Here is a 13,820-nt window from a genome sequence, read left to right as displayed (position 1 = left end):
TGTGTTATGACCGTTACCCGTAAAGCCTACCGCGCCGCCATCCTGCACAGCATCGCCGACCCGGCCGAGGTGGGCCTGGAGGCTTCCCATGAGTACTTCGAAGACGGCCTGCTGGTGGTCGACGATGGCCGCATCAGCGCCATTGGCCACGCCAGCGAACTGCTGCCGACCCTGGACGCAGGCATCCCGGTGGAGCACTACCAGGACGCGCTGATCACCCCAGGCTTTATCGACACCCATATCCATTTCCCGCAAACCGGCATGATCGGCTCCTACGGCGAGCAATTACTGGACTGGTTGAACACTTACACCTTCCCCTGCGAAAAGCAGTTCGCCGACAAAGCGCACGCCGACCAGGTGGCGAAAATCTTCCTCAAGGAACTGCTGCGCAACGGCACCACCACTGCATTGGTGTTCGGCAGCGTGCACCCGGAATCGGTCAACGCCCTGTTCGAAGAGGCCGAGCGCCTGGACCTGCGCCTGATCGCCGGCAAGGTGATGATGGACCGCAACGCGCCGGACTACCTGACCGACACCGCCGAATCCGGTTACGCCGACAGCAAAGCGCTGATCGAGCGCTGGCATGGCAAGGGCCGCCTGCACTACGCGGTTACCCCGCGTTTCGCCCCGACCAGCACGCCTGAACAGCTGGCACTGGCTGGTCAGTTGCTGAAGGAACACCCCGGCGTGTACATGCACACGCACCTGTCGGAAAACCTCAAGGAAATCGACTGGGTCAAGTCGCTGTTCCCCGAGCAGAAGGGTTACCTGGACGTGTACGACCACTTCGAGCTGCTGGGCGAGCGCTCGGTGTTTGCCCACGGCGTGCACCTGTGCGACGACGAATGCCAGCGCCTGGCCGAAACCGGCTCGGCCGTGGCCTTCTGCCCCACTTCCAACCTGTTCCTGGGCAGCGGCTTGTTCAACCTGCCCCAGGCCGAGCGCTTCAAAGTCAACGTGGGCCTGGGTACCGACGTCGGCGCCGGCACCAGCTTCTCGCTGCTCAACACCCTGAACGAAGCGTACAAGGTGATGCAGCTGCAGGGCGCGCGCCTGCACCCGTACAAGTCGCTGTACCTGGCCACCCTCGGCGGCGCCCGCGCCCTGCGCCTAGACGACCGCATCGGCAGCCTGCGCCCGGGCAACGATGCCGACTTCGTGGTGCTGGACTACAAGGCCACGCCGCTGCTGGACTACCGCATTCAGCAGTCCAACAGCATCGAAGAGACCCTGTTTGTGCTCACCACCCTGGGCGACGACCGCACTGTGCGTGAAACCTACGCTGCAGGGCGTTGCGTGCACCAGCGCTAAGGTTCTTTGGCAAGCCCCCGGTAAAGCGCGCCGCCGATAGCAGCACCAATAAGCGGCGCCACCCAGAACAGCCACAGCTGTTGCAGGGCCCAGCCGCCGACGAACAAGGCCGGCCCCGTGCTACGCGCGGGGTTGACCGAGGTATTGGTCACCGGAATGGAGATCAGGTGGATCAGGGTCAGGGCCAGGCCGATGGCAATCGGTGCAAAACCTGCCGGCGCCCGCGAATCGGTCGCGCCCATGATCACCACCAGGAACATCGCCGTCATCACCACTTCACTGATGAACCCCGCCCCCAGCGTATAACCGCCGGGCGAGTGGTCGGCGTAGCCGTTTGAAGCCAATCCCGAAGACAACTCGAAACCGGCCTTGCCGCTGGCGATGAGGTAGATCACCCCGGCCGCCAGGATGGCGCCAATCACCTGCGCGATCACGTAGGGCAGCAGCTCTTTGGCCGGAAAGCGCCCACCCACCACCAGCCCGAACGACACGGCAGGGTTGAGGTGACAGCCAGAGATATGGCCGATGGCGAAGGCCATGGTCAGCACTGTGAGGCCGAAGGCGAAGGCGACACCGAGCACACCGATGCCGAGAGGGGAACTGGCTGCGAGTACTGCACTGCCACAGCCGCCAAGCACTAACCAGAAGGTGCCGATCAGCTCGGCACCCATACGTTTACCCAAAGACATGCTCATGAACCCATTCCTCAAGAAGTTGAACGCAACGAATGCGCAAGCCCAACTGCTTGATGAAGGTTTGCTCACAAGAATTTAGCAGACCTTTGGCTGATGGCCAGAAATGACTGGGGGCTGCTTCGCGCCCCATTCGCAGCACAAGGCTGCTCCTACAGGGATCGCGCAACACCTGTAGGAGCAGCCTTGTGCTGCGAATGGGCTGCAAAGCAGCCCCCTTCAATCACCTTGCAAACGATCAACCCTTCGCTGAAACCTTGGGCTTTTTCAGCAAATGCGAGAACACCGCATGCAGATCGTCCGAGGCACTCTCCTCGTCCAGGTTCAGCTTGCTGTCAATGTGGTCCATGTGGTGCATCATCAAGCTTACGGCCTGCTCGGCATCACGCGCCTCGATGGCATCGATCAGCTGCATGTGCTCATCGTACGAACAATGCGAGCGGTTGCCGCTTTCGTACTGGGCAATGATCAGTGAGGTTTGCGACACCAGGCTGCGCTGGAAGCTCACCAGGGGTGCATTGCCCGCCGCTTCGGCCAGCTTGAGGTGGAACTCGCCGGAAAGACGAATACCGGCACCGCGGTCACCGCGCGAGAAACTGTCGCGCTCCTCACGCACCATCTGCCGCAGCTCGTTGAGCTGATCCAGGGTGGCGTGCTGCACGGCCAGTTCGGTGATGGCCCGCTCCACCATGCGTCGCGAGAAGAACACCTGGCGCGCCTCTTCCACCGTCGGGCTGGCCACCACTGCACCGCGGTTCGGCCGCAGCAGCACCACGCTTTCGTGGGCCAGGCGCGACAGGGCGCGGCGGATGATGGTGCGGCTGACGCCGAAGATTTCGCCCAGCGCTTCCTCGCTCAACTTGGTGCCCGGCGCCAGGCGCTGCTCGAGGATCGCCTCGAAAATGTGCGCGTAGACGATATCGTCCTGGGTACCGCTGCGGCCGGCCTTGCCGACACGTGCAGGTTTCTTCAGAGGTTGCAGCTGTTCGTTCATGGGCTCTCGAGGCACGAAGAGAAAGTATGGCGCCATTGTACACAGGCTGAGGCGATTCCGCAGGGGGCGTTTTACCTATATAGCCGTTGTACGACGCATTGCGCACACAAAACATAAAACATTATTTGCATTCTTTGTACACAAAAGCATAATCCACCGAGCAACTTCTTGACCCATGAGTCAACAAAACGGTCAGACGTCTGCCTTCCCTCGCGGAGCCGCCAAGTGCATTGCGCAGGAAACTGGCTCCATAACAACAAGAAAGACTTGAGGAGTACCTGCTGTGGAAAGCCGCAAATCCGAAGCCCCTACGCTGGATCTCGCCCCACCACTCGAAACGAGCTGGCTGGAGCGGATTTTCAAACTCAAGCAACACGGCAGCACCGTCAAAACCGAAGTGATCGCCGGGGTGACCACCTTCATCACCATGGCCTACATCATCTTCGTCAACCCCAACATCATGGCCGACGCCGGCATCGACCATGGTGCCGCCTTCGTCGCCACCTGCATCGCCGCCGCGCTGGGCTGCCTGCTGATGGGCCTGTACGCCAACTGGCCGGTGGGCCTGGCACCGGGCATGGGGCTTAACGCCTTCTTCACCTACACCGTGGTCGGCACCATGGGCTACAACTGGGAAACGGCACTGGGGGCAGTGTTTGTCTCGGGCGTGCTGTTCATGTTCCTGACCTTGTCGAAAGTGCGCGAATGGTTGCTCAACAGCATCCCGGTCAGCCTGCGCCATGCCATGGGGGCCGGCGTCGGATTGTTTCTCGGGCTGATCGGCCTGAAGACGGCAGGCATCATCGTCGACAGCCCCGCCACCCTGATCAAGCTGGGCTCGCTGCATGAGCCGGGGCCGCTGCTGGCGGCCGTGTGCTTTCTGCTGATTGCCATCCTCAGCTACAAGCGGGTATTCGGCGCGATCCTGATCAGCATCATTGGCGTCACCCTGGCAGGCTGGGGCCTGGGCCTGGTCACGTTTGGCGGGGTGATGTCGATGCCGCCAAGCCTGGCACCGACCTGGATGGCCATGGACGTGGCCGGGGTGTTCAACGTCAGCATGATCAGCGTGGTGCTGGCGTTTCTGTTCGTGCACATGTTCGACACGGCTGGCACTTTGATGGGGGTGGCGCAACGGGCCAACCTGGTGGCGCCGGACGGGCGTATCGAAAACCTGTCGAAGGCACTGAAGGCCGATAGTGCTTCGAGTGTGTTCGGGGCCGTGGTCGGCGTGCCGCCGGTCACCAGCTATGTGGAAAGTGCTGCAGGTGTCGCCGCAGGTGGCCGTACGGGCCTTACGGCAGTGGTGGTCGGCCTGCTGTTCATCGCCGCGATGTTCTTCGCCCCACTGGCCGGGATGATTCCGCCCTATGCAACGGCGGGGGCGCTGATCTATGTAGCGATGCTGATGATGGGCAGCATGGCGCACATACACTGGGATGAGGCTACCGACAGCATTCCGGCGATTGTCACGGTGATCATGATGCCGCTGACTTTCTCGGTCGCCGACGGCATTGCCCTGGGCTTTATTAGCTACGTGGCGCTGAAGGCGGGTACCGGTAAGTACAAGGAAATCTCAGCCAGCCTGTGGGTGCTGTGCGCGATCTTTATTGCAAAGTTCGTGTTCCTCTGAGCAGGCGTTCATTAAAAAGGGCGTTTCGGCGCCCGTTCATTTTTATCTAATCGGTGCGGGTATTTTCGCGAAGATACCGGTTCGAGGAAGTCGAGCCCGTGTCGCTCCTTCCGGAACCTCTTCACGCACCCTGACAACGTCAAATGCGGGCTCTCTCACAACCACTACATCAAACACATCCTTTTTATAACCAATGCCGGGAACCAAGCTCATATCGTCGCTTGCAACTACCGCCAAGACGATACCGTCGGGGTGGACGTCAGCGTATTTTTGGGCATGATCACGGCTTGGCGCAACATAGAACCCCGGCCCTTGAGCTTGTCTATGAACCTCTGAATGCCCTGACGATAGACCTTTGAGCAGCGAGGGCAGCTCTTTGCGACTCGTCCCATGCCACCCCAGTAATTGTGTAAATTTCACCTCGCGGGAAACCGCAGTCATCGTTTCCACTCGCTTAGGCGTCTGTAGAGCGCTCGCCAGCATTCTCCAAATGCTATGACCGCTTGGGTCCTGGTAATTCACCGGGTCCCCTTGGCAATAGGCATAGGCGTTGAAGCCACCTCGATCGAACGGACTCAGATTGTCCGGGCTATTGAACCGCATCAAAGAGGGGTTGAATGCTCGATAACCGTTACCCAAATGGTAATGTCCGGTGACTGGATCCCGTCGATCACCCTCGAAACCGAGCACACCCTGGCTAGGCAAGTGATAGCCATAAGGCGAATATACATTTTTTGCGTTCACCAAGCGTGGTCCTCAAGTACGAGTTGTGCACTTGATCATTACAGACACCGCCAAATGCGACTACTGACAAAAATGTGAGTCGAAGGGTTGTTTCACTTCACTATGTAAATACAGCAGACGAAAAAAAGCCCGCCAGTGTGAGAGCGGGCCAAAGGACCTACGAAGATTCTTCTAGCGACCAACTAGCTTCCACGATAGGTCGAATAGCTGTACGGCGAGATCAGCAGCGGCACGTGGTAGTGCTCCTGCGACTCGTCGATGCCAAAGCGCAGCACAACAACATCCAGAAACGCCTGGGCCGGCAACTGCACGCCACGGGCGCGGTAGTAATCACCCGCGCTGAACTGCAACTGGTAAACACCGGTGCGGTAGTCGTCACCCTGCAGCAGCGGCGCGTCGACGCGGCCATCGCTGTTGGTCAGGGCGGTGTTCACCAGCTCCAGCTGCTGGCCTTCGACGCGGTACAGCTCGACCTTGATCGAGCTGCCCGGGCAGCCATGCGCGGCATCCAGTACGTGTGTGGTCAAACGTCCCATTGCGTGTCGCCTCTTGTTCAATCTGTGGGCAAAAAATACTCAGCCATCGCACCAGCATAGCGCCTGCGGCAGGCGGGAATGACGCCATTAAGACATTCCATCGCCAAATTGTACACAATTTTTTGAACCCATCTGTCGCCCCCAGCGTTTCGTGCCCTTAAACGACCCATCGGTCGCAAATACAGGCACCGTAACGAGGCAAACGTCATTAGCTGACCAATCAGGCAGGTTTCTTGCACTGTGTTGCAAGGTCGCTGCGCGGCGACAAAAGGAAAGAAATGCGGAAAAACAGGCTTACAAAAGATTTCAGAAGTTGTATACAATCAGCCCATCCGGTGGTGCGACATACCGACGCGGCCCGCCCACCACCCGCACTAACGCACAAGAAGGAAGACTGCAGTGAGCGCTGACTACCCTCGCGACCTGATCGGTTACGGCAACAACCCTCCTCACCCGCAATGGCCGGGCAACGCTCGCATCGCGCTGTCTTTCGTCCTCAATTACGAGGAAGGTGGCGAACGCAACATCCTGCACGGTGACAAAGAGTCCGAAGCCTTCCTGTCCGAGATGGTCGCTGCCCAACCGTTGCAGGGCCAGCGCAACATGAGCATGGAATCGCTGTACGAATACGGCAGCCGTGCTGGCGTGTGGCGCCTGCTGAAGCTGTTCAAGGACAGCGGCGTGCCACTGACCGTCTTCGCCGTGGCCATGGCCGCCCAGCGCCACCCCGACGTGATCCGCGCCATGGCCGAAGCCGGCCACGAGATCTGCAGCCACGGCTACCGCTGGATCGACTACCAGAACATGGACGAGGCCCAGGAGCGCGAGCACATGCTCGAAGCCATCCGCATCCTCACCGAACTCACCGGCGAGCGCCCGGTAGGCTGGTACACCGGCCGCACCGGCCCGAACACCCGCCGCCTGGTGATGGAAGAAGGTGGTTTCCTGTACGACAGCGACACCTACGACGACGACCTGCCCTACTGGGAGCCGAACAACCCCACCGGCAAGCCGCACCTGGTGATCCCCTACACCCTGGACACCAACGACATGCGCTTCACCCAGGTACAGGGTTTCAACTGCGGCGAGCAGTTCTTCCAGTACCTGAAAGACGCCTTTGATGTGCTGTACGCCGAAGGCGCCGAAGCACCGAAAATGCTGTCCATCGGCCTGCACTGCCGCCTGGTCGGCCGCCCGGCACGCCTGGCTGCACTCAAGCGCTTCGTCGATTACGCAAAAAGCCATGACCAGGTCTGGTTCGCCCGTCGCGTGGATATCGCCCGCCACTGGCACGCCACCCACCCGTACAAGAAAGAGAACGCCTGATGACCGCCTTCAACACCCTCAAGCCCTCCGCCCTGAGCCGTGACGCCTTCGTCGAGGCCTTCGCCGACATCTACGAGCACTCGCCTTGGGTTGCCGAAAAAGCCTACGACCTGGGTCAGCTGAGCGAGCTGGACGAGATCGAAGCGCTGCACCAGCGCATGAGCGACATCCTGCTCAGCGCCAACCACGCCGACCAGCTGGCGCTGATCAATGCTCACCCGGACCTGGCCGGCAAGGCCGCCATCCAGGGCGAGCTGACCGAATCGAGCACTAACGAACAGGCCGGCGCCGGTATCCACCAGTGCACCGCCGAAGAGTTCGCCCGCTTCACCGAGCTGAACGATGCCTACAAGGCCAAGTTCCAGTTCCCGTTCATCATGGCGGTGAAGGGCAGCAACCGGCACCAGATCCTCGCCGCCTTTGAAAAGCGCATTCACAACGATGCCGATGCCGAATTCAAGGAAGCCCTGGCGCAGATCAACCTGATCGCCCTGTTCCGCCTGCTGCAGTTGTAAACGGCAGCCGAACCTTTTCAGTACAACGAATATATAAGAGAGACCCGCATGCGCACCCTGATGATCGAGCCCCTGACCAAAGAAGCCTTCGCCCAGTTCGGAGACGTGATCGAAACCGACGGCAGCGACCACTTCATGATCAACAACGGCTCGACCATGCGCTTCCACAAGCTCGCCACGGTCGAGACCGCCGAGCCCGAAGACAAGGCGATCATCAGCATCTTCCGCGCCGACGCGCTGGACATGCCGCTGACCGTGCGCATGCTGGAACGCCATCCGCTGGGCAGCCAGGCTTTCATCCCGCTGCTCGGCAACCCCTTTCTGATCGTGGTCGCGCCCGTTGGCGATGCACCTGTATCAGGCTTGGTCCGCGCCTTCCGCAGTAATGGCAGGCAGGGCATCAATTACCATCGCGGCGTTTGGCACCACCCGGTGCTCACGATCGAAAAGCGGGATGATTTCCTGGTGGTTGATCGCAGTGGTTCTGGCAACAACTGCGATGAGCATTACTTCACCGAGGAACAGATGCTGATCCTCAATCCCCACCAATAAGAAAAGGTCGATCATCGCAAGGTGATCGGCAGAGGTACATACTGTGGAAGCACACCTTCACGAATGGCTGAACCTGAGCATTCGCTGGGTTCACATGATCACCGGTGTCGCCTGGATCGGTGCATCGTTCTACTTCGTCTGGCTGGAGAACCACCTGAACCGAAGCAACCCGCGCGATGGGTTGTCGGGTGATCTCTGGGCGATTCACGGCGGTGGTATCTACCACCTGGAGAAATACAAACTCGCGCCCCCGAAAATGCCCGAGAACCTGCACTGGTTCAAATGGGAAGCCTACTTTACCTGGATGTCCGGTATCGCCCTGCTGTGCGTGGTGTTCTACTGGAACCCGGCCTTGTACCTGCTGGCACCTGGCAGCACCCTGAGCGGTGCCGAAGGCGTGGCCATCGGTATCGGCTCGCTGATCGCTGGCTGGTTCATCTACGACTTCCTGTGCGACTCGCCCCTGGGCAAGAAGCCAGCGCTGCTCGGCGGTGTGCTGTTCGTGCTGATCATCGCCGCCTGCTGGGGCTTCAGCCTGGTGTTCAGCGGCCGTGGTGCATACCTGCACACCGGCGCGATCATCGGCACCATCATGGTCGGTAACGTGTTCCGCATCATCATGCCGGCCCAGCGCCAGCTGGTGGCGGCGATCGAGAACAACCAGACACCCGACCCGGTACTGCCGGCCAAGGGCCTGCTGCGCTCGCGTCACAACAACTACTTCACCCTGCCGGTGCTGTTCATCATGATCAGCAACCATTTCCCGAGCACCTACGGTAGCCAGTACAACTGGCTGATCCTGGCCGGTATTGCGGTAGCTGCGGTTCTGATCCGCCACTACTTCAACACCCGCCACGACAGCAACAAGTACGCCTGGACCCTGCCGGTCGGCGCCCTGGCGATGATCTGCCTGGCCTACGTCACCGGTCCTAAACCGATGGCCGTAAGCCCTGAGCAAGCCGCAGCGAAAGTCGAATACCAGCCGCTGCCTGCGACTGCCGTCGGTGGCAAGACCGCTGCCGAGCAGCGCGCCGAGGACGCCGCCAAGGCTGCCGAAGCGCCGGCTGCACCTGCGCAAGCACCGGCCCAGGCCGCTGCCCAGGCCGGCGGTGGCGACTTCGACAAGATCCACAATGTCATCCAGGAACGCTGCACCGTGTGCCACTCGTCCAAGCCGACCAGCCCACTGTTCAGCGCCGCCCCTGCCGGCGTGATGTTCGACACCCCGCAGCAGATCCAGGCCCAGGCCGCGCGCATCCAGGCGCAAGCGGTCGCCAGCCAGATCATGCCGCTGGGCAACATCACCCAGATGACCACCGAAGAGCGCAAGCTCGTCGGCGACTGGATCGCCAAAGGCGCCCAGGTCAACTGATAGCACCTCGCCAGCCAACCCGCTCCCAGGGGGATCACCTCCCCTGTGGGAGCGGGCTTGCCCGCGAAGAGGCCGGTAGCCCCGGCCTCAAAGCTTCATGTGTTACGCAACAAGCAAGCATCGAGCGTCAGCATTCACAGCGGGAAATCCAAGCTTCTTCCTGAAGCTTGCCGCTTGGAGCTTGTCGCTTGGATCCGAGAATAAAAACAAAACTCGAGGTGCTGCATGTCCGAGTCACGCAAGGCGTATATTCCCATTGCGCCGCCGCGCGAACCCTTGCCCCTGTTCCAACTGTTCCTGGTTGGCCTGCAACACGTTCTGCTGATGTACGGTGGCGCGATTGCCGTGCCGTTGATCATCGGCCAAGCCGCCGGGTTGTCCCGTGAAGAAGTCGCATTCCTGATCAACGCCGACCTGCTGGTCGCTGGCGTCGCCACCATTATCCAGTCGTTCGGTATCGGCCCGGTGGGCATCCGCATGCCGGTGATGATGGGTGCCAGTTTCGCTGCCGTCGGCAGCATGGTGGCCATGGCCGGCATGCCCGGCGTAGGCCTGCAGGGGATCTTCGGCGCGACCATCGCCGCCGGGTTCTTCGGCATGCTGATCGCGCCGTTCATGTCCAAAGTCGTGCGCTTCTTCCCGCCGCTGGTCACCGGTACGGTGATCACCTCGATTGGCCTGTCGCTGTTCCCGGTGGCGGTCAACTGGGCCGGTGGCGGCCATGAAGCCGAAACCTTCGGCTCGCCCATCTACCTGCTGGTGGCCGGTCTGGTGCTGGCGGTGATATTGCTGATCAACCGCTTCATGCGCGGCTTCTGGGTCAACGTGTCGGTACTGGTAGGCATGGGCCTTGGCTACATCCTGGCCGGCTCCATCGGCATGGTCGACCTGTCTGGCCTGAAAGACGCTCCGTGGTTGCAGGTGGTAACCCCACTGCACTTCGGCATGCCGACCTTCAGCCTGGCGCCGATCCTGTCGATGTGCCTGGTGGTGGTGATCATCTTCGTCGAGTCCACCGGCATGTTCCTGGCCCTGGGCAAGGTGACTGATCGCGAAGTCACGCCAGGGATGCTGCGTCGCGGCCTGCTGTGCGATGCCGGTGCATCGTTCATTGCCGGCTTCTTCAACACCTTCACCCACTCCTCGTTCGCCCAGAACATCGGCCTGGTGCAGATGACCGGGGTGCGCTGCCGCTTTGTCACCATCGTGGCCGGTGCATTGCTGATCCTGCTCAGCCTGCTGCCCAAGGCGGCCTTCCTGATTGCCTCGATCCCGCCTGCGGTACTGGGCGGTGCCTCCATTGCCATGTTCGGCATGGTCACCGCCACCGGGATCAAGATTCTTCAGGAGGCGGACATCGGCGACCGCCGCAACCAGTTGCTGGTGGCGGTGAGCGTCGGCTTCGGGTTGATTCCCGTGGTGCGTCCTGAGTTCTTTGCCCAGATGCCGCAGTGGATGGAACCCATCACCCACAGTGGTATCGCCATGGCCACGGTCAGTGCCCTGGTGTTGAACGTTCTGTTCAACATCCTCGGTGGCGCCGACCGCGCGGTGCACAACGACGTCTGTCACCAGCATTGAGCCTGCAGGGGCGGCGCATTGCCGCCCCTCACCTACACCTGCAGTAACCGCTACGCCGTCGACCCGCCGGAATGGGTCGCCCGGGGTGCTTTTGCGCCAAAAAAACCGCCAACAAAAACAATAAGTCCGGGAATCACAACATGAAGCGCATCACCACGTCCCTGTTGTTGGGCAGCAGCCTGCTGGCCACCCTACCCTCGCATGCAGGCGAATGGCTGCAATGGCATGGCGAAAGCCTGACATACCTGTATGGCAAGGACTTCAAGGTCAACCCTGATATCCAACAGACCATCACGTTCGAGCACGCCAACAAATGGAAGTACGGCGACACCTTCATGTTCGTCGACAAGATCTTCTACAACGGCAAAGCCGACGCCAGCAAAGGCGTGACCACCTACTACGGCGAGTTCAGCCCGCGCCTGTCGTTCGGCAAGATCTTCGACCAGAAGCTGGCCTTCGGCCCGATCAAGGACGTGCTGCTGGCCATGACCTACGAGCGTGGCGAAGGCGACAACGAAGCCTACCTGATCGGCCCCGGCTTTGACCTGAACATCCCCGGCTTCAACTATTTCACCCTCAACTTCTACGTGCGCAACACCGAAGGCAGCCGCCCAGGCGACAACGTCTGGCAGATCACCCCCGGCTGGTCCTACACCATCCCGGTGGGCAGGTCGGACATTCTGATCGACGGTTACATGGACTGGGTCCCCGACAACGACCAGACACGTCGGGGCACCTACCACGCCAACCTGCACTTCAACCCGCAGGTCAAATACGACCTGGGCAAGGCGCTGAACCTGGGCGCCAAGCAGCTGTACGTGGGCTTTGAGTACAGCTACTGGAAGGACAAATATGGCATCGATAGCCGCGGCAACCTGGAGAGCAACCAGAGTGTCGCCAGTGCGCTAATCAAAGTACACTTCTAAGAAGCTGACCAAACGCACAAGTTTGATACAGCACGCTCCAGGACGGAGCACTTGAGGCGCGGCGCGCAAGCCAGTAATCTGCGCGCCCCCTCGATCAGGGCAGAACGGATTCTGCCTGCGTTTACTGACCGCTCAGTCAATGAATACGGGCGGTTGGCCAACGTGTTGCCAGCCTGAAAGACCCTTTTCATCCGTTCAGAACGAAGTCGAGCAGGAAGGTTTTGCCAACCCGGAAAAGTTGGCCCAACCCTTGCCAAACAGCTGTGGCCTATCGAAAAAAGCTGACTCGCAAGACAACAAAAGCGCCATCAACGAGCGCTGACAACAGATCAATCAAGGGAGCGACACTCGCAATGCGTACCATCAACAGCCTGATCCTCGCCGGCGGCCTGCTGGCCTGCGGCACCACCTTCGGCGGCGACCTGCTGCAATGGCAGAACAACAGCCTGACTTACCTGTGGGGCAAGAACTTCAAGGTCAACCCGGCCATTCAGCAAACCGTCACGTTCGAACACGCCGATGGCTGGAAGTACGGCGACAATTTCATCTTTGTCGACAAGATCTTCTACCAAGGCCAGAAAGATGCCGGCAACGGCCCGAACACCTATTACGGTGAGATCAGCCCACGCCTGTCGTTCAACAAGATCTTCGACCAGAAGGTCGAGTTCGGCCCGGTCAAGGATGTGCTGCTGGCAATGACCTACGAGTTTGGCGAGGGTGACACCGAGTCGTACCTGATCGGCCCAGGTTTCGACCTGGCCATTCCCGGCTTCGACTACTTCCAGCTGAACTTCTACAACCGCACCACCGACGGCAGCCGCGCTGGCGACAACGTATGGCAGATCACCCCGGTATGGTCGTACACCATCCCGGTGGGCGATTCCGATGTGCTGATTGATGGCTTCATGGACTGGGTGGTGGACAACGACGAGAACCGCCGCGGTACCTACCACGCCAACCTGCATTTCAACCCGCAGATCAAGTATGACCTGGGCAAGGCGCTGCACCTGGGCGAGAAACAACTGTATGTGGGTGTGGAATACGACTACTGGAAAAACAAATATGGCATCAAGGACAGCGATGCCTTTACCACCGACCAGAACACCATGAGTTTCCTGGTAAAAGTGCACTTCTGATGCGCTGAAACGTGACAGCGCGTTGTATTTTTAACGCGTTGTCACGTGCAATTCCATGCGCATCATGTAAGTAATTTCCTACAGCGGATTCAGATAGTTCTTAATTGCATTAAGTCTCGCCTTAAAAAAACACAGCATCAAGACAATCAACAACACATCAAATAGCACAATAGCCCCCTCTGTTTTGACAATTTTTTTGCACTCCGCCCTTTAGCATGCTTGTCTTCTGCATTCAAAAAAAGAAAACAGGCCTACTTAATGCGCACCTCCCTCACCGCCCCCTGGCGGTATCTTCTGTTAGTTTGCTCACTGTGGTTTGGCATTTTCCTGCTGACCCGCCTGATATTGCTGGCTACCCATCTGGATGAAGTCCATGGCGACTACATCTCACTGCTCTTCAGTGGGGCCCTTTACGACCTGAGCTTGGCGGTCTCAGTGACCAAGTGCAACACCCGAGGTAAGGTGCTGCATGACTACTCACTACACCCACTTGACCATCGAA

Annotated in this window: 13 protein-coding genes and 1 pseudogene; 10 read left to right on the top strand and 4 right to left on the bottom strand. The window is 59.8% G+C overall.

Annotated elements, in window-relative coordinates:
* Nucleotides 1-6 precede the first annotated feature (6 nt).
* Complete coding sequence (gene guaD / locus LU684_RS24960; RefSeq protein WP_016488360.1) at nucleotides 7-1,311, top strand: guanine deaminase; 1,305 nt, start codon at nucleotides 7-9, stop codon at nucleotides 1,309-1,311.
* Here guaD and aqpZ read toward each other — a convergent pair.
* Together aqpZ and LU684_RS24950 are read right to left on the bottom strand one after the other, a co-directional pair.
* On the bottom strand, nucleotides 1,308-2,006 hold the full coding sequence (gene aqpZ, locus LU684_RS24955) for an aquaporin Z (RefSeq protein WP_019472843.1): 699 nt from the start codon (nucleotides 2,004-2,006) through the stop codon (nucleotides 1,308-1,310). The two genes, guaD and aqpZ, sit on opposite strands and share 4 nt — an antisense overlap.
* Nucleotides 2,007-2,241: 235 nt before the next feature.
* Complete coding sequence (locus LU684_RS24950; protein WP_012273431.1) at nucleotides 2,242-2,997, bottom strand: GntR family transcriptional regulator; 756 nt, start codon at nucleotides 2,995-2,997, stop codon at nucleotides 2,242-2,244.
* Between the two features lie 283 nt (nucleotides 2,998-3,280).
* Between LU684_RS24950 and LU684_RS24945 the strand changes: the two genes are divergently transcribed.
* A complete protein-coding gene (locus LU684_RS24945) occupies nucleotides 3,281-4,630 on the top strand; it encodes an NCS2 family permease (protein ID WP_060519354.1) in 1,350 nt (449 codons plus the stop codon).
* A 492-nt stretch (nucleotides 4,631-5,122) separates the two neighbouring features.
* Here the strand turns inward: LU684_RS24945 and LU684_RS24940 are convergent.
* Nucleotides 5,123-5,356 (bottom strand): annotated as a pseudogene (locus tag LU684_RS24940) (RHS repeat-associated core domain-containing protein); the annotation flags it as partial.
* A gap of 200 nt (nucleotides 5,357-5,556) precedes the next feature.
* Complete coding sequence (gene uraH, locus LU684_RS24935; RefSeq protein WP_003254328.1) at nucleotides 5,557-5,910, bottom strand: hydroxyisourate hydrolase; 354 nt, start codon at nucleotides 5,908-5,910, stop codon at nucleotides 5,557-5,559.
* Between the two features lie 399 nt (nucleotides 5,911-6,309).
* Here uraH and puuE point away from each other — a divergent pair, with 399 nt between their 5' ends.
* The 8 genes from puuE to LU684_RS24895 form a co-directional block, all read left to right on the top strand.
* Nucleotides 6,310-7,236, top strand: a complete 927-nt coding sequence (gene puuE, locus LU684_RS24930; RefSeq protein ID WP_016488363.1) for an allantoinase PuuE — start codon at nucleotides 6,310-6,312, stop codon at nucleotides 7,234-7,236.
* Entirely contained in the window at nucleotides 7,236-7,751 is a 516-nt protein-coding gene (gene uraD, locus LU684_RS24925; protein WP_016488364.1) for a 2-oxo-4-hydroxy-4-carboxy-5-ureidoimidazoline decarboxylase, read from the top strand. Before puuE ends, uraD begins: the two co-directional genes overlap by 1 nt.
* Nucleotides 7,752-7,799: 48 nt before the next feature.
* Nucleotides 7,800-8,303 carry an ureidoglycolate lyase gene (locus LU684_RS24920; RefSeq protein WP_016488365.1) on the top strand — a complete coding sequence of 168 codons (504 nt, stop codon included), beginning with the start codon at nucleotides 7,800-7,802 and terminating at the stop codon, nucleotides 8,301-8,303.
* A gap of 43 nt (nucleotides 8,304-8,346) precedes the next feature.
* The gene (locus LU684_RS24915) at nucleotides 8,347-9,675 is read left to right on the top strand and encodes a urate hydroxylase PuuD (RefSeq protein WP_016488366.1); all 1,329 of its coding nucleotides are present in this window, start codon (nucleotides 8,347-8,349) and stop codon (nucleotides 9,673-9,675) included.
* 225 nt (nucleotides 9,676-9,900) lie between these two features.
* Nucleotides 9,901-11,256 carry a nucleobase:cation symporter-2 family protein gene (locus LU684_RS24910; protein WP_016488367.1) on the top strand — a complete coding sequence of 452 codons (1,356 nt, stop codon included), beginning with the start codon at nucleotides 9,901-9,903 and terminating at the stop codon, nucleotides 11,254-11,256.
* A gap of 140 nt (nucleotides 11,257-11,396) precedes the next feature.
* Entirely contained in the window at nucleotides 11,397-12,182 is a 786-nt protein-coding gene (locus LU684_RS24905; protein ID WP_023047851.1) for an outer membrane protein OmpK, read from the top strand.
* A gap of 353 nt (nucleotides 12,183-12,535) precedes the next feature.
* Nucleotides 12,536-13,318: an outer membrane protein OmpK gene (locus LU684_RS24900; protein WP_016488369.1), complete on the top strand. Its 783-nt coding sequence runs from the start codon at nucleotides 12,536-12,538 to the stop codon at nucleotides 13,316-13,318.
* 258 nt (nucleotides 13,319-13,576) lie between these two features.
* The coding region (locus LU684_RS24895) for a hypothetical protein (protein ID WP_232895167.1) at nucleotides 13,577-13,820 on the top strand (244 nt) is incomplete at its 3' end.

The sequence above is a fragment of the Pseudomonas sp. NMI542_15 genome (assembly GCF_021283425.1).
Classification (GTDB): Bacteria; Pseudomonadota; Gammaproteobacteria; order Pseudomonadales; family Pseudomonadaceae; genus Aquipseudomonas; species Aquipseudomonas fortuita.
The sequence above is the reverse complement of the archived record's forward strand: the minus strand, read 5'-3'. Positions and strand labels throughout refer to the sequence as shown.